Source organism: Streptomyces sp. NPDC058646, from assembly GCF_042716875.1.
Taxonomy (GTDB): domain Bacteria; phylum Actinomycetota; class Actinomycetes; order Streptomycetales; family Streptomycetaceae; genus Streptomyces.
On record NZ_JBHXRK010000026.1, the window covers coordinates 31,898 to 47,506 of the forward strand.

At 74.3% G+C, this 15,609-nt stretch carries 13 protein-coding genes and 1 pseudogene; 13 read left to right on the forward strand and 1 reads right to left on the reverse strand.

The features are described 5' to 3' along the window. Positions 1 to 261 precede the first annotated feature (261 nt). From ACFWUZ_RS27665 to ACFWUZ_RS27705, 9 genes are all read left to right on the forward strand, one after another. Positions 262 to 1,311, forward strand: a complete 1,050-nt coding sequence (locus ACFWUZ_RS27665) for a methyltransferase (RefSeq protein ID WP_384378421.1) — start codon at positions 262 to 264, stop codon at positions 1,309 to 1,311. Next, positions 1,304 to 2,191 (forward strand): ABC transporter ATP-binding protein, encoded by an 888-nt coding sequence (locus ACFWUZ_RS27670; RefSeq protein WP_384378424.1) that lies wholly within the window; start codon positions 1,304 to 1,306, stop codon positions 2,189 to 2,191. Before ACFWUZ_RS27665 ends, ACFWUZ_RS27670 begins: the two co-directional genes overlap by 8 nt. After that, entirely contained in the window at positions 2,188 to 3,516 is a 1,329-nt protein-coding gene (locus tag ACFWUZ_RS27675; RefSeq protein ID WP_384378427.1) for an ABC transporter permease, read from the forward strand. Before ACFWUZ_RS27670 ends, ACFWUZ_RS27675 begins: the two co-directional genes overlap by 4 nt. Continuing rightward, the gene (locus ACFWUZ_RS27680) at positions 3,513 to 5,369 is read left to right on the forward strand and encodes an ABC transporter ATP-binding protein (protein ID WP_384378430.1); all 1,857 of its coding nucleotides are present in this window, start codon (positions 3,513 to 3,515) and stop codon (positions 5,367 to 5,369) included. Before ACFWUZ_RS27675 ends, ACFWUZ_RS27680 begins: the two co-directional genes overlap by 4 nt. Continuing rightward, a complete protein-coding gene (locus tag ACFWUZ_RS27685; protein WP_384378433.1) occupies positions 5,366 to 6,328 on the forward strand; it encodes an LLM class flavin-dependent oxidoreductase in 963 nt (320 codons plus the stop codon). The genes ACFWUZ_RS27680 and ACFWUZ_RS27685 overlap by 4 nt, the downstream gene beginning before the upstream one ends. Positions 6,329 to 6,525: 197 nt before the next feature. Beyond that, positions 6,526 to 7,161: a flavoprotein gene (locus ACFWUZ_RS27690; RefSeq protein WP_384378436.1), complete on the forward strand. Its 636-nt coding sequence runs from the start codon at positions 6,526 to 6,528 to the stop codon at positions 7,159 to 7,161. After that, positions 7,158 to 8,090 carry a hypothetical protein gene (locus ACFWUZ_RS27695; protein ID WP_384378439.1) on the forward strand — a complete coding sequence of 311 codons (933 nt, stop codon included), beginning with the start codon at positions 7,158 to 7,160 and terminating at the stop codon, positions 8,088 to 8,090. Before ACFWUZ_RS27690 ends, ACFWUZ_RS27695 begins: the two co-directional genes overlap by 4 nt. Next, positions 8,090 to 10,603, forward strand: coding sequence for an insulinase family protein (locus tag ACFWUZ_RS27700; protein WP_384378442.1), 2,514 nt, complete (start codon positions 8,090 to 8,092; stop codon positions 10,601 to 10,603). The genes ACFWUZ_RS27695 and ACFWUZ_RS27700 overlap by 1 nt, the downstream gene beginning before the upstream one ends. Then, the gene (locus tag ACFWUZ_RS27705) at positions 10,600 to 10,932 is read left to right on the forward strand and encodes a hypothetical protein (protein ID WP_384378445.1); all 333 of its coding nucleotides are present in this window, start codon (positions 10,600 to 10,602) and stop codon (positions 10,930 to 10,932) included. Before ACFWUZ_RS27700 ends, ACFWUZ_RS27705 begins: the two co-directional genes overlap by 4 nt. Positions 10,933 to 11,008: 76 nt before the next feature. Here ACFWUZ_RS27705 and ACFWUZ_RS27710 read toward each other — a convergent pair whose 3' ends face one another. Beyond that, a complete protein-coding gene (locus tag ACFWUZ_RS27710) occupies positions 11,009 to 11,893 on the reverse strand; it encodes a helix-turn-helix transcriptional regulator (protein ID WP_384378448.1) in 885 nt (294 codons plus the stop codon). A gap of 228 nt (positions 11,894 to 12,121) precedes the next feature. On the opposite strand from ACFWUZ_RS27710, the pseudogene ACFWUZ_RS27715 reads away from it, so the two are divergent. The 4 genes and pseudogenes from ACFWUZ_RS27715 to ACFWUZ_RS27730 all read left to right on the forward strand — a co-directional run. Next, positions 12,122 to 12,745, forward strand: a pseudogene (locus ACFWUZ_RS27715) (serine hydrolase); the annotation flags it as partial. A 95-nt stretch (positions 12,746 to 12,840) separates the two neighbouring features. Further along, on the forward strand, positions 12,841 to 13,182 hold the full coding sequence (locus tag ACFWUZ_RS27720; protein ID WP_384378451.1) for a serine hydrolase: 342 nt from the start codon (positions 12,841 to 12,843) through the stop codon (positions 13,180 to 13,182). 255 nt (positions 13,183 to 13,437) lie between these two features. Further along, entirely contained in the window at positions 13,438 to 13,641 is a 204-nt protein-coding gene (locus tag ACFWUZ_RS27725; RefSeq protein WP_384378453.1) for a cold-shock protein, read from the forward strand. 303 nt (positions 13,642 to 13,944) lie between these two features. Next, positions 13,945 to 15,456, forward strand: a complete 1,512-nt coding sequence (locus ACFWUZ_RS27730) for a DEAD/DEAH box helicase (protein ID WP_384378456.1) — start codon at positions 13,945 to 13,947, stop codon at positions 15,454 to 15,456. The last annotated feature ends 153 nt before the right edge of the window (positions 15,457 to 15,609 follow it).

Sequence of the window (15,609 nt, forward strand, 5' to 3'; positions counted from 1 at the left end):
CGTCGCGAGCTTCGCGCTCAGCTACGTCACCACCAACGGGCCGGGCTAAACAGCCCGCGGCGGGTGCCCATCACCGGGCACCCGCCGCCCCCCGGGGCCGTCACGGCCCCGCGACCCGGGACCTGCCGTCCCGTCCGGGACCCCGCGTCCCGGCCCCCGGCGCCCACGCCCGCACCTGACTTTCCGGGCACCGGGCCCGCCCCACTTCCGGGCCCCGTGCCCATCGACTCCCCTCACCTCCACAACGGGAAGCCCAGGCGAATGACCGACAACAGCGCGCACACCCAGACCCTCCTCGACATGGCCGACCTCCTCAAGCCCAACGCCGTCCGCGTGGCCGCCACCCTCGGCATCGCCGACCTGGTGGCCGAAGGAGGCGGCACCGCCGCGACGCTGGCCGAACGGGCCGGCGCGCACCCCGAGGTCTTCGCGAAACTCCTGCGCTACCTCGTGGAGCTGGGGCTGTTCACGGTCGACGCCGACGGCGTCCACGCCCTCACCGACCTCTCCCGCCCCCTGCTGCGCAGCAACGAGCCGAGCCTGGCCCAGTACCTCAGCATGGAGGGCCTGTTCGGCCGGGTCACCCTCGGACTGGTCGGCCTGCTGCACACCGTGCGCACCGGCGAGGCCTCCCACGCCGCCGTCTTCGGCCGCGACTACTGGGACGAGATCAACACCGACCCGGTCTACGTCAGAGCCCTGGAGGCCGAGGGACCGACCGAGGCGGGCTGGGACGCCGACACCGTCATCCGGGCGTACGACTGGTCCACGGTCCGCAGCGTCGCCGACGTCGGCGGCAACAACGGCACCCTGCTCATCGAGCTGCTGCGGGCCCACCCGCACCTGCGGGGCACCGTCATCGACCTGCCCAACGTCGCGGGGATCGCCGCCCGCCGCATCGAGGAGGCGGGCCTGGCCGACCGCGGCACCGCCGTCGCCGCCAGCTTCTTCGAGGAACTGCCCACGGGCCACGACGTCTACCTGCTGTCGGGGATCCTGGCCGACTGGAGCGACGAGAAGTCCGTGGCCATCCTGCGCCGCGTCGCCGAGGCCGCCGGCCCCGGCGGGCGGGTCCTCCTCGCCGAGATCAACCTGCCCGAGATGGGCACGGGCCTGGCCGCCGCCGACGCCGCACTGCGCGTCGCCGCCACCGTCCCCGTCCCCGCCCGCACCGTCGAGGCCGTCAAGGACCTGGCCGGCCGGGCCGGCCTCACCCCGACCTGGCAGGGGCCGGTCACCCAGGTCCGCTCCGTCGTCGAGTTCTCCCCGGCCGTCGCCGGGGACCGCGTCCTGGAGGTGGCCGGTGCTTGAGTTCGACGCGCTCACCAAGGCGTTCGGCGACAAGCAGGTCCTGCGCGGACTGTCCTTCCAGGTCCGCCCCGGTGAGCTGTACGGCTTCTGCGGCGCCAACGGCGCCGGCAAGACCACCGCCATGCGCATCGCGCTCGGCATGCTGGCCGCCGACACCGGCGAGGTCCGCTTCGAGGGCCGCCCGGTCGACAGCACCAGCCGCCGGCTCATCGGCTACATGCCCGAGGAGCGGGGCCTGTACGGGAAGATGCGCCCCCGCGACCAGCTCGTCTACTTCGCCCGCCTCAGCGGCATGGGAGCCCGCGAGGCCAAGGCCCACGCCGACGAGTGGATCGAGCGTCTCGGGGTCAAGATGGGCCCCAAGGACGTGCTGGACAAGCTGTCGCTGGGCAACCAGCAGAAGGTCCAGCTGATCGCGGCGCTGATCCACCGCCCGGGGGTGCTGATCCTGGACGAGCCGTTCTCCGGCCTCGACCCGGTCGCCTCCGACGCCATGGCACAGGCGCTCACGGAGTTCACCCGCGACGGCGTCCCCGTCGTCTTCTCCAGCCACCAGCTCGACCTGGTGGAGCGGCTGTGCGACCGGGTGGGCATCGTCCGCGACGGTGCCCTGGTCGCCGAGGGGACGGTGGAGGAACTGCGCGGCAGCACCACCCGTCGCCTGGAGATCGCCCTGGAAGGCGCTCCGGCCGGGTGGGCGTCGGCCGTTGCGGGCGCCCGCGTCGTCGAGGCGCGGCACGACCGCTACACGCTGGACGTCGAGGAGCAGGTCTCCGTACGGGAGATCCTCTCGGCCGCCCAGGCCCACGGGGACATCGTGCACTTCGCCTGGCGCGAGCCGTCCCTGACCGAGATCTTCCGCGAGGCGGTGACGGCATGAACCGGAGCACCGAGAACGAGACGGCGATGCAGACCACCGAGAGCAGCACGCACACGAAGAACACGACGAGCGCGGCCGGCACCGGCACCCGGGGCCCCCGCCCCGCGCCGGCCACCCCGCACGGGCCGCTCACCCTGGTCGGGCTCGTCGCCTGGCGCGAGATCGTCACGCAGTTCCAGCGCAAGGAACTGTGGGCCTCCCTGGTCATGATGATCCTGGTGTTCTGCGGGGCCCTCGGGCTGCAGAAGGTGTTCACCGGCGCGGCGGACCGTCCGGTCCTCGCCGTCGTCGGCGAACAGCGGGACCTGACCGAAGCGCTGCGCGCGCAGACCGCCGGGGCATCCGGCGACGGTGGCGCGGGCGGCGTGGAGGTCGTCTCCTACGAGGACGAGGCGGCGGCCGAGGCCGCCGTACGGGACGAGAAGGCCGACGCCGCGCTGGTCGGCGTGGGCCGGGTCCTGGTCCGCGAGAAGCTCCCGGAACCGCTGGCCGGCCCGCTGTACGAGGCCCACCGCACGGCGCAGACCACCGACCGGCTGCGGGACGACGGACTGTCCGACCCGGCCATCGCGAAGGCCCTGGCCGTACAGCCGCTGACCGTGTCCGCGCTCGACCCGGACGCGGACCGCACGACCCAGCGGACCATGACCGCCGCCATCGGCGTGATGGCCCTGTTCTTCCTGACCTTCATGTTCGGCCAGGGCATCGCCCAGGGCGTCCTGGAGGAGAAGTCCAGCCGCATCGTGGAGGTGCTGCTGGCCAAGGTGCACGCCTGGCAGCTGCTGGCGGGCAAGGTGCTCGGCATCGGGCTCGTGGCGTTCGTGCAGATCAGCGCCATGGCAGCAGGCGGCGTCACGGTCGCCGTCGCCGCCGACCTGGTGGACGCGCCGTCCGACGCGATCGGCACCAGCGTGTCCGTGGTGCTCTGGTTCGTCCCCGGCTTCCTGGGCTTCGCCGCCCTGTGGGCCGTGGCGGGGGCCCTGGCCTCCCGGGCCGAGGACCTCCAGCACGCGGCCGGCCCGGTCAGCATGCTCCAGACCCTGAGCCTGATGGCCGCGCTGGCGCCCTTCACCGGGATCAGCGACACCCTCACCCGGGTGTTCTCCCTGGTGCCGGGTCTGTCCTCGGCCGTGATGCCGGTCCGGATGGCGAGCGAGAACGTGCCGTGGTGGGAGATCGCCCTGGCCGCGGTCCTGCTGCTGGGTGCGATCGCCGCGCTGCTGCGCGTCGGCGGCCGGATCTACATAGGCGGCCTGCTCCAGCACGGCGGCATCGTCAAGGCGCGGGCCGCCCTGCGCAACGCCCGACTGGGGGGAATGTCATGACCGGCACCACCGAGACCGATGCGGCCGAGGCCGCGGCCCGAGCCGCCGCCGACCGCGCCGCCGACTCCTGGGACGGCGAACTGCGCATCCTGCGCGAGCTGTTCCGGCCGGGCAACCGGCTCCAGATGGCCGCGGTCGCCCTGCTCGCGGCGGTCTCCGCCGCCGCCACCCTCGCGCTGCCGCTGGTCGTCGCCGAGCTGGTCCAGCAGGTGCAGCAGGGCCAGGGCCTCACCCGGCCCGCCCTGATGATGATCGGCACGGGCCTGGGCGCCGCCCTGGCGGGCGCGCTCGCCGCGTTCCTGCTGTCCCGCCTCGGCGAGCAGCTCGTACGCCGGCTGCGCATCACCACGATGCGGCGCGGCCTCGCCATGCGCCTGTCCGACGCCAAGGCGCTGGGCAGCGGCGACCTCGCCACCCGGCTGACCGCCGACGCCATGCAGCTCAAGGGCGCCATCAACATCGGGCCGATCCAGCTGCCGATGGCCGCGATCACCCTCCTCGGCACCATCGTCATCATGGGCCTCCTGGACTGGGTGCTGCTGCTGATCACCCTGGCCGGGTTCGTGTTCGCCCTGGTCATCGTCGCCGTCGTGATCCGCGGCCTGCGGCGCACGTACCAGAACATGCAGGACGACATCGGCACGCTGACCCACCAGTTCATCACCGCGCTCGACGCCCTCGTCGTCATCAAGGCGTACCGGGCGGAGGAGCGCGTGGGGCGGACCCTCGACGGTCACGCGCGGCGGCTGGAGAAGCTCGGCGTGGACGCGGCGCGCATGGAGTCGCTGGTCGTCCCCGTCATCAACCTGGGCCAGCAGATCGCCCTGCTGACCGTACTGCTCGGCGGCGGTGCCCGGCTCGTCTCCGGCGACCTCGCCCTCCCCGACTTCGTCGCCTTCCTGCTCTACCTGCTCCAGCTGACCGCTCCCCTGATCATGGCGGCCTCGGGTGCCGCGCAGATCCAGGCCGGGCTCACCTCCCGGCAGCGGTTCAACGACGTCTTCGCCCTGCCGGTGGAGGACCTGTCTCCCGGCACGGCGGAGCCGGCGGGGACGGCGGGCGGCCGGAACACCCCCGGTCCGGCCCCCGCCGTCCGCTTCGAGGACGTGACCTTCGGCTACGGCGACGAACCCGTCCTGCGCGGCGTGGACTTCGAGGTGCCCGCCCGGGGCCTGACGGCAGTCGTCGGTCTGTCCGGCGCCGGCAAGTCCACCGCGCTGGCCCTCATCGAACGCTTCATGGAACCGCAGTCGGGCCGTGTGCACCTGTTCGGCGAGGAGGCCACGAGCCTGCCGCTGACCGAACTGCGCGGCCGGATCGCCTTCGTCGACCAGGCGTTCACCCTGCTCGGTGACACCGTACGGGCCAACCTGAGCCTGGGCCTGGCCGCGGTGCCGACCGACGAGGAGCTGTACGCGGCGCTGGCCGCGGTCGGCCTCGACGCCCCCGTACGGGCCCTGCCCGACGGCCTGGACACCGTGCTCGGCGGGGCCCACGACCTCTCCGGCGGTCAGCGCCAGCGGGTCGCCCTGGCCCGTGCGGTGCTCGCGGACAGCAGGCTGCTCCTCCTCGACGAGCCGTCCTCGCAGCTCGACAGCGTCAACGAGCAGCGGCTGCGGCAGATCGTCGACACCCTCGCCGAGGACCGGGCGGTCCTGGTGGTCGCCCACCGCCTGTCCACCGTCCGGCACGCCGCGAAGGTCGTCGTCATGGACCGCGGCCGGGTCATCGCCGAGGGCACGCACGACGAACTGCTCGACTCCAGCCCCGCCTACCTCGAACTGGTCAGCGCCCAGTTGCTCAGTGGTGCCGTCGCCCCGGCCGCCCCGTCCACGAAGGAAGTCCCGGCATGACCAAGTACTCGATCATGATGCCGTTCATGCCGACGCGGCACGAGCAGGCGCTCCCGCTGGCCGCGCTGGTCGCCTCCGGCGCCGCGGACCGGCTGTGGCAGGGCCAGGCCCTGATGTCCGAGCCGTACCAGACCTTCACGTACGCGGCGGCCTCCGGATTCCGGATCCCGGTGGGCACGGCGGTCACGCTGATGCCCTTCCGGCACCCGATCGAGGCCGCGCTCCAGGCCAAGTCGCTCGCGGTGACCACCGGCCACCCGGTGGTCGCGGGCATCGGGCCGGGCGCGGCGATCCTCCAGAAGAACGTGCTGGGCGCCCCCTACCGCAGCCAGCTGGGCGCGGTCCGCGAGTACTTCACCATCATGGGCGGCCTGCTGGCCGACCGCGAGGTCGAGCTGCGGGGCGAGTACTTCGACTGCCGCATCGGGCTGCCGTCGCTGCCGGGGCCGCGCGTCGAGCTCGGCGCCGGGGTGCTGCGGCCGAAGATGGCCCGGCTGGCCGGTGAGGTGGCGGACGTGGCCATCACGTGGCTGACCCCGCCGAAGTACCTGCGGGACGTCATCGTCCCCGAGCTGCGGGCGGGCGCGGAGGCCGCGGGCCGGCCGATGCCGCGCCTGGTGGCGATGGTGCCGGTGGCGCTGACCGCGCCCGGCCGGGACCCGGCGAAGCTGGTCCTGGCGGGCAACACGGGGCACCTGTCGATGCCGCACTACCAGGACATGCTGCGCCGCTCGGGCATCGACGTGGACCAGCCCGACCCCACGGCCGTCGCGAAGAACGTCATCGAGGGCGGCGCGTTCGTCCACGGCGACATCAGCGAGGTCCGGGACCGGCTCGTGGAGTACGCGGCGGTGGGCGTCGACGAGATCGCCCTGAACCTGACCGGCGTGTGCCAGGTGGAGGGCCTGCCCTCTGCGCTGGCCGACCTGCGGGCGATGCTGCCGGAGCTGACCCGGTGAGCGCCGGCACGCCGGCCGTCGCGACCGCCGTCGCGCCGGCCCCGGCGGCCGTTCCGGCCGTTCCGACGGCTGCTCCGGTCGCTGCTCCGGCAGCTGCACCGACGGCTGGTCCGGTGGCTCAGCCCGCACCGTCCGCACCGTCCGTACTGTCCGCCCCGTCGGCACCGTCCGCTTCGTCCGCCCCCGCTGCAGCCTCCGTGGCCGCCGTACCGGCACCCCCGCTCGGCATCTCGCGGCTGCTGCTCGTGGTGACCGGGGCCGTCGCCGCCGCCGAACTGCCGTACTGGCTCGGCTGGCTGCGCAGCACCTACCCCGCCCTGGAGCTGCGGATCGGGGTGACCGCGAGCGCCGAACGGTTCGTCAGCCGGGTCACGCTCGCCGGGCACAGCGGTGCCGAGGTGCTGCCGGACCGGTGGGCCGAGGACGAGGTGCACGCGCGGCACGTGCTGTGGACCGAGTGGGCCGAGGCCGTGGTCGTCGCCCCCGCCACCCTGCACTTCCTGGCGCGCCTGGCCCTCGGGCTGGCCGACAGCCCCGCGCTGCTGGCCGCGCAGTGCACCACCGCCCCGGTGGTGCTGCTGCCCGCGCTGCCGCCGGGCGGACTGCACAGCGCCGCCTACCGCGCCCACCACGCGGCCCTGGCCGCCCGGCCCAACGTGGCCGTGCTGCCGCCGCGTCCCGGGCTCTCCATGACCACGGGCCGCGAGGACGCCTGGGCGCCCGCGCCGCTGCCGGACGCCCTCGCGATGGTCGAGCAGCGCCGCAGGGAACTGGCGGCCGCCGCGGCCGCCGCAGCGGCCTCGCCCCTCCCGCCGCCCGGGAGCACCCTGTGACCGCCACCACCGCCGCCACCACCACCGCCGCCGCCACCGAGGCCGTCGCCGCCGGCCCTGTCCGCTTCGGGACCGGGCTGCTGCGCACGACCGTCCACGGCGGCCTGTGGGTCCGGGAGCCCGGCCCCCTCGCGCCCGCCGCCTTCCACCCGCTCCCGGCCACCGTCTCCGAGATCCCCCGGACCCCGGGCGTGCGCCTGGTGCACGGGGAGGAACTGCCCGGCGGCGCGCGCGCCTACCGGGGCCTGTCCGGGGACGAGTCCGTGGCGGGCCACCTGCTGCGGCACGGCCCGCACCCCGGCCTGCGCCCGGCCCTGCACGCCCTCGGCCGCGCCCTCGCCGCGCTGCACACCGCCCCGGTCCCGGCCGGCGCGCCGGCCCTGCGTACCGCCTCGCGCGGCTGGGACCGGCTCGACGCGTGGCTCGCCGGCCGGGCGCCGGAGGTCTGGGCCGCACAGGCCGCGTCCGTGGTGCGCGAGCGGCTCGGCGCCGAGCGCTGGCACCGGCTGCGCGACTGGACCGCCGCACTCGCCGCCGACTCCGCCGGCGTCGTCTCCCACGGCGCGCCCGGCCTCGGCTCGCTCGTCGCCGACCCCGGCGGCGGCCCCGTCGAGCTGCTGACCGGCGAGGACGTCTGCCTCGCCCCCTGGTACTCCGACGTCGGCTGGGCCGTCGGCGAACTCACCGAGCTCGCCTGGCAGCTCGGCGGCGACAGCGAGGCCTGGCAGCGCCTCGTCGACGCCGTCGAGGAGGGGTACGGGCGTCCCCTCGGCCCGCTGCGGCCGCGGCTGGCGGCCCTGCGCATCGCCCTGCACCTGCACGACTACACCGCCTACGTCGGCTGGCAGCCGGAGACCGTCGAACGCTTCGCCGGCTTCCTCGGCTACCTCACCGGACTCGGCGGTCCCACCGCACCAGGAGACCACTGATGCACCGGTTCACCCTGCCCAACGGGCTCCGGGTGCTGCTCGCCCCCGACCACCGCCACCCCCGGGTGGCGGTGGCGGTGCACTACGGGGTCGGGTTCCGGTCCGAACCCCCCGGCCGCGAAGGCTTCGCGCACCTCTTCGAGCACCTCATGTTCCAGGGCAGCGAGCAGCTGACCGGCGGCGAGTTCTACGACCGGATCCACCGGCTCGGCGGCACCGCGAACGGCACCACGCACCAGGACTACACGGACTACTACCAGGCCGTGCCCGCCTCCGCCCTCGACGGGGCGCTGTTCGCGGAAGCCGACCGGATGCGGGCGCCGCTGTTCACCGAGGAGGCCCTCGCGGAACAGCTGGAGGGCGTCGCCCTGGAGATACACGGGACGACGGTGGAGCGCCCGTACGGCGGCTTCCCCTGGCCGCTGATGCCCGCCGTGCTCTACCGCTCGTACGCCAACGCGCACGACGGGTACGGGGACGCGGAGCGGCTGCGCGAGGCCACCGTCGCCGACTGCCGCGCCTTCTTCGCCGAGCACTACGCGCCCGGCAACGCCGTGCTGACGCTCGTCGGCGGGTTCGACCCGGCCGAGGCCCGGGCGCTGGTCGAACGGCACTTCGGGGACATCCCGGGACGGCCCGTGCCCGCCCGCCCGGACCTGCGCGAGGAGGCGCCCGAGGCCGACCGGTGGGCGTACGGCACCGAGCCGGGCGTACCCGCGACCGCCGTGGCGCTCGGCTACCGGCTGCCGGACCCCGCATCCGACCTGGCCGGGTACCTCGCCCACACCGTGCTGGCCCGGCTGCTGCGCGCCACCGGTCCGCAGGGCGGCGGTCCCGTCGAGACGAGCTGCGGCTTCTTCGGCCCGCTCGACGCCCTGGCCCCCGAGACCCTGGTGGTCACCGGTCTGCTTGCGCCGGACGCCGCGCCCGAGCGGTTCGTGGAACGGGTCGAGGCGGGGCTGGCCCACTGGGCGGAGCCGGGCGCGCCGGGCCACGGCGAAGCGGTCCGCGCCGCCGTCCGCGACCTGGCGCTGGACCACGTGCGCCGGCACGACGACCTCCAGACCCGAGCCCGCGCGCTGGGCCGGCTGGAGCTGCTGTTCGGCCGCCCCGGACTCCTCGCCGAGCTGCCCGGCCTGCTGGCCGGCGTCGGGGCCGCCGAGGTGGCCGGGGCCGCGCGGGCACTGCGCGGGGCGGCGCGGGCCGTGCTGGTGCTGACCCCGGGCCCGGAGCGCACGCGCCCGGCGCCGTACGAGGCCCCGGCCGCCGCCCCGGTCCGGTCCTCCCGCGCCGCGGGCGAACCGGTCGTACCCGCGTGGGCCGAGTCCCTCACCCCGGCGGGCACCCGCGTGGTCTGCTACCGGGACGACCGGACGCCGCTGGCCGAGCTGCGGATCAAGGCGCCGCTCGGCCCGCGCGGCTGGCGGGCCCCGGGCCCGGTCCGGCGGCTGGCGTACGAGGCCCAGCTGCGCGCGGGCGCGGCCTGGCGGGCCACGGGCCACTTCGGCGCGGTCCAGGTGACCACGGACGACCAGTGGCTGGAAGTGACCGGTCACGCACCGGCCGAGCGGGCCGGTGACTGGCTGCGGACGGTCGTCGGGACGGTCCTGGCCGCGGGTACCGGCGGAACCGGCGGGCCGGACGGGCCTGCGGAGGCGGCGTTCCCCGCCCCGGCCTCGACCGCGCTCCAGCGGACCGCCGACGCCGCGCTGCGGCTGCGGCTGCTCCCGGCGGCCGGGGGCGCTGCCGCGCTGCCCGGACCCGCGGGCGCCGTGGTCGTCGTGACGGGTCCCGGAGACCCGGACGCCACGGCCGAGTGGGTGACCCGTACCCTCGCCGGGTGGAGCGCCGCCGACGCCGGCACGGCCGAGGGGGCGGCGCCGGGGACCGCAAACGCGTACGGAGAGGACATCTTGCTGACCCTGCACCGGCCGGGTGCCGCCGAGGCGCACGTGACCCTGTGCGCGCCCGCGGCGATGAGCACCGCGACCGAGGCCGCGGACTACCTGGCAACGGCCGCGCTGGGCGGCTGGTTCGGGTCCCGGCTCGCGGTCGGCCGTACCCCCGGACTGACGGTGATCACCGGCCGCGACACGGCCGCGGCGGGACACCGCGCCTACCTGCGGGCCTGGTACGCCGGGCCCCACCGGCCCGACACCGTACGGGAGTTGCGCGAGCGGGTGCGCCGGCTGGCGGGCGAGCCGTTCACGGCGGCCGAGGCGGACGCCACGCGGGTCTTCTGCGCGGGCCAGGTGCTGAGTGTGTTCGACACGCAGGAGACGCTCGCGGACATGCTGTGCCAGACCGCCGCCTACGGGCACGACGCGACCTGGCTCATGCGCCTGCCCCGGGCGCTGCGCGAGGCGCCGCTCGCCGACGTCTCCGGTGCCGCCGTACGGATGTTCGCGGAGCGGCCGCTGACGGCCCTGGCCGTACGGACGGACGCGGGGAGCACGGACGCGGGGAGCACGGACGCGGTGGCGAGGGAACTGACGGGCGGTCGGGCGGCATGACGGACAGCCCTCACGAGTCCGCACCGCGGGACGCCGGTGCGCTGACCTTCCTGCGCGTCCTGGTGATGCCGTCCCCGGGGGCGGCGCCCGCGCCCGGCCGCGCGCGGCCCGGGGCGCCGGAGACCACGGCGGTGCGGGTGGCGTCCCTGCTGCCGCCGGGATGGCGCGGCACGGTGCAGTTCTTCGCGGTGGGCTTCTCGCTGGCCGTCGTCCTGCCGGAGGCGACGGCCGCCGCCACGGTCACCGCTGAGCTGCGGAAGCTGTGGCAGGACCCGGGGCTGGCCGGGTGGGAGTGGCTGCTCGACCCCGAGGACAGCCCGGGCCGCTGACGCGGCACCCGGGCGTCCCCGGCCTCGCGGGATCCGGCCGTCGTCGGCGTTCCGCCGTCGCCGGATCCCGCTGCCGTCAGATCCAGCCGCGGTCGCGGGCCAGCAGCGCCGCCTGGAAGCGGTTGGCCGCTTCCAGCCGGCCCATGAGCGCGGCCACGTACTTGCGGTAGGTGCGGACGGAGACGCCGACCTCGCGGGCGCCGATCTCGTCCTTGTCGACCATCTGCATGGTGGCCAGGATCTGCCGTTCCAGTTCGGACAGCCCGCCCCCGGCGCCCTCCCCCTCCACGGGGCTGCCGACGACCTCGTCCAGCTCGCGGCTCTCGGCCCAGATCCGGTCGAAGAGCGAGATCATGCCGCCGACCAGCCCCGGCTCGCGGACGGCCACCGCTCCCTGCGTCGAGTCGTTCGGGTCGATGGGTGCCAGCGCGGTCTGCCGGTCGAAGATCAGCAGCCGTTCGGCGGTCCGCTCCACGACCCGGACCCTGACCCCCTTGGTGGTGAGTTCCTGCAGGTAGGCGGCGGTGGCCAGGTCGGCGACGGCGCCGCTCTCCACGATGGTGCGCATCGCGACCCCGCGCCGCAGCAACTGCTCGGTGAGCGGCCGGGCGGCAGTGATGTTGTCCTTCGTCATCGGCCCGCCCGGCTGGGTGGAGAGCAGTTCGGTCCGGCAGAAGAACGACAACTCGTCGAGTTTCTCCCGGACCTTGCCCACCCCTTCGAGCCGTTCGATGAGCGGCGCCTCGGCCTGGGAGTCGGGGTACAGGCCCTTGTTCTCGAATTCCTGCTCGCGCAGCAGGGATTCGAGCAGGTCCCGGGTCTCCGAGACATACCGCATTTCCTCGTGGAGGGCCTTGAGCCGCCGCTCCACGAGCCGGGCGACCACCGTGCTCGGGGCGACCGGCCGGTAGACCTCGGTCCCGTCGACGGTGGCCATGCCCATGGCTACGAGTGTCTTCAACACGGATTCCACGGCCTCGGTGTCGTCGCCACCGAGATGAACCGCCAGGGTGTGGGGCGTGGCGCGTGTGCAGCGCAACAGGCCTCTGTACGCCTGTTCCGGCCTTTCTTCTACTCCGAGCCGAACCAATCGGTCGTGATGCATGTGATTCCCCCGCATCGCTTTCACCTGGGCTTCTGGTCAAGCCCAAGCAAAATCGGATGATAGTGCGGTGATCGTTCCACGGCCATGCTTCTGACTTTCGGACAACACTTTCGCGCCATTGCCGCGCCCCGCCGCACACGTGCTCCCCGCACCGTCGGACCGGCCGCCGGCTCACCCGCCCCGGACACCCGCTCGCGACCGTTGCCGAGGCTTCACCAGCCGGGGCACGGGAGGGGTGGAGAGGTGAAATGGGCTGGCTTGTCATCTTTTACGGGCTCGGTGCCGCCGCTGCACCCCTGGCCGCGACGCCGGGCCGCCGATCACGAGGGCCGTGAGGCCGGCAGGGGGAAGGCACCCACTGACGGCGCCCCGCACCGGGCGCACCACGGGGACGGCCGTTCCGCGGCATCGCGCGCCGCCCGCCGCGCCGCACTGCTCGCCCCGTGCGCCGCCCTGCTGATCGCCGGGGGCGCCGTCCTGCTCCGCACCCCGCAGGGGACCTTCCGGGCGGTCGCCGGCACGACCGAACTGGACACCAGGAAACCGCCCACCACCGCCGACCACTTCCGGATCGCCTCCAACACCAAGACCATGACCTCGGCGCTGATCATGCTCCTCGCCCAGGACGGCAGGGTCCGGCTGGACGACCCGGCGTCCGCGTACGTCTGCGGAGTGCCCGACGGCGACCGCATCACCGTCGCCGACCTGCTGAAGATGCGCAGCGGGCTCTACGACTGCACCGACTCCCGCGAGCTCGCGGCGAGCATGGACGCCGAGCCGGGAAGGTCCGGGCCCCACAGGAGATGCCGGCGCTCGCCTTCCGGCAGCCGCCCGACTTCGCGCCGGACGCGTCCTACGAGTACAGCAACACCGATGACGTGCTCCTGGGCCTCGTCGCCGAGAAGGCGGGCGGCCGTCCCCTGGCCCAGCAGTTCCGGGAGCGGCTGTTCGCCCCGCCCGGACCGGCGGGGACGTCCCTGCCCGCCGCCGACGACCGGTCCCTCCCCGCGCCCCGCCCCCTCCCCGGGCCCGGCTACGCCCGTGAGCCGGGCGCACCCGTCGGTCAGCTCCTCGATCCAGAACGTCCCGCCGGCCGGCGGACGCGACACTCACGGGCTGACCGGATATCTGTGCCAGCGGGGTGAGAATTTAACGGGCCGCGCACTGAGGGTTTTTATGGTGTCGAAGAGGATGGAAATGTTGCACGCACTCCCGGCGTCATGGCGTGCTACTGTCGATCTCAGTTGCAGTTGTGGTTCCCAAAACTTCAGGCACCCAGTCGGCTCACGCCACTGAGAGGGCTTGTGAATTTCCGGTCATATTTCCGGCGGGGCAATCATCGCGGCGACCCGAGGTCCGCACGGTGCGGATCACGGTCTACTGCCCCAAAGGAGAAAAACATGGCTGCTGGTACCGTGAAGTGGTTCAACGCAGAAAAGGGCTTCGGCTTCATCGAGCAGGACGGTGGCGGCGCTGACGTGTTCGCCCACTACTCGAACATCGCCGCCTCCGGCTTCCGCGAGCTCCAGGAAGGCCAGAAGGTCACCTTCGACATCGCGCAGGGCCAGAAGGGCCCGACGGCCGAGAACATCGTTCCCGCCTGACGCTGACGCGTACTTCGTAGCTGGGGCCCGCATCCCTCGGGGTGCGGGCCTCAGTTGCACGCATTTCCCCCGCAGTGGGTCCACCTGCGGGACGGACCGAGGATTCTGCGGCCTGTCGGCCGCATCCCGCCCGACACCCGGATACACATCCGCAGCGTGTCACCCGTCACACCACCTGTGCCCGCATCTGCTTACGCCGGCCAGTTTCGCTCTTGCATTCCATTCGGCCCATTCTCGCAATTCTCCGTGCCGCTCATTGCTGCGGGAATTCCTTGATATGCGCCGCATCGAGGAAGGTTCCGCATGAACCGCACACGCACGAACAACCGCTCCCCCCGCGCCGGCGGCAGCTATTCCGCCGCCTCGGGGCGCGGAAACCGCTATGCCTCCCCGGCCTCCGGCCGCTCGGGCGGTCAGCCGCGGTCGGGCGGGCAGTCCCGCTCCGGTGGCTACGGCCGCCGGCCCTCCTCCGTCCAGGGCGAGTTCGCCCTGCCCGTGACGGTCACCCCCGCGCTGCCCCCGACCGAGGCGTTCGCCGATCTGGACATGCCCGGCCAGCTCCTCGCGGCGCTCGGCGCGGAAGGCATGAGCGTCCCGTTCCCGATCCAGGCCGCGACCCTGCCGAACACCCTCGCGGGCCGTGACGTGCTCGGTCGCGGGCGCACCGGGTCCGGCAAGACCCTCGCCTTCGGCCTCGCCCTGCTGGCCCGTACCGCCGGCCGGCGCGCCGAGCCCCGCCAGCCGCTGGCCCTGGTGCTCGTCCCCACCCGCGAACTCGCGCAGCAGGTCACCGACGCCCTCACCCCGTACGCCCGCTCCGTGAAGCTGCGGCTGGCCACGGTCGTGGGAGGGATGTCGATCGGCAAGCAGGCCGGCGCGCTCCGCGGTGGCGCCGAAGTGGTCGTCGCGACCCCCGGGCGCCTCGCCGACCTCATCGAGCGCGGCGACTGCCGCCTCGACCAGGTGGACATCACCGTCCTGGACGAGGCCGACCAGATGGCCGACATGGGGTTCATGCCCCAGGTCACGGCCCTGCTCGACCAGGTGCGTCCGGGCGGGCAGCGCATGCTGTTCTCCGCGACCCTCGACCGCAACGTCGACCTGCTCGTGCGCCGCTACCTCAGCGATCCCGTCGTCCACTCCGTCGACCCCTCGGCCGGCGCGGTGACCACGATGGAACACCACGTCCTGCACGTCCAGGGCGCCGACAAGCACGCCACGACGACGGAGATCGCCGCCCGCGACGGCCGCGTGATCATGTTCCTGGACACCAAGCACGCCGTCGACCGGCTGACCCAGGACCTGCTGAACAGCGGCGTACGGGCCGCCGCCCTGCACGGCGGCAAGTCCCAGCCGCAGCGCACCCGCACCCTCGCCCAGTTCAAGACCGGTCACGTGACCGTGCTGGTCGCCACCAACGTCGCCGCCCGGGGCATCCACGTCGACAACCTGGACCTCGTGGTCAACGTGGACCCGCCCACCGACCACAAGGACTACCTGCACCGCGGCGGACGTACCGCGCGGGCCGGCGAGTCCGGCAGCGTCGTCACCCTGGTCACCCCCAACCAGCGGCGCGACATGACCCGCCTCATGGCCACCGCCGGCATCACCCCCCTGACCACCCAGGTCCGCTCCGGCGAGGCCGACCTCCAGCGCATCACCGGCGCCCGCACCCCCTCCGGCGTCCCGGTCGTCATCACGGCGCCGGTGAGCGAGCGTCCCAAGCGCAGCGCCGCCTCCCGCGGCCGGCGGCGCCCGTCGCAGGCCCCGCGCCGCACCGGCCGGCCGCAGTCGACCTTCGACGCCGCGGCCTAGAACGGCCCCGGGCCCGGTGCGTCCCGGCGGCCTCCCGGCCCCGGTGACGCGTCGCGTCCTCCCGTCGCCCGGCGTCCTCCCGGCTCCCCTGCCCTCCCCGCGCCGTCGACGGCCCGCCGGACCACCTCCCCCGGTCCGGCTCCCCTCCCCCTC

Coding starts and splice junctions, on each gene's coding strand:
- ACFWUZ_RS27700 (WP_384378442.1), top strand. CDS start 8,090: ATGCACCGGTTCACCCTGCCCAACGGGCTCCGGGTGCTGCTCGCCCCC.
- ACFWUZ_RS27680 (WP_384378430.1), top strand. CDS start 3,513: ATGACCGGCACCACCGAGACCGATGCGGCCGAGGCCGCGGCCCGAGCC.
- ACFWUZ_RS27665 (WP_384378421.1), top strand. CDS start 262: ATGACCGACAACAGCGCGCACACCCAGACCCTCCTCGACATGGCCGAC.
- ACFWUZ_RS27675 (WP_384378427.1), top strand. CDS start 2,188: ATGAACCGGAGCACCGAGAACGAGACGGCGATGCAGACCACCGAGAGC.
- ACFWUZ_RS27720 (WP_384378451.1), top strand. CDS start 12,841: ATGCCGGCGCTCGCCTTCCGGCAGCCGCCCGACTTCGCGCCGGACGCG.
- ACFWUZ_RS27685 (WP_384378433.1), top strand. CDS start 5,366: ATGACCAAGTACTCGATCATGATGCCGTTCATGCCGACGCGGCACGAG.
- ACFWUZ_RS27730 (WP_384378456.1), top strand. CDS start 13,945: ATGAACCGCACACGCACGAACAACCGCTCCCCCCGCGCCGGCGGCAGC.
- ACFWUZ_RS27705 (WP_384378445.1), top strand. CDS start 10,600: ATGACGGACAGCCCTCACGAGTCCGCACCGCGGGACGCCGGTGCGCTG.
- ACFWUZ_RS27725 (WP_384378453.1), top strand. CDS start 13,438: ATGGCTGCTGGTACCGTGAAGTGGTTCAACGCAGAAAAGGGCTTCGGC.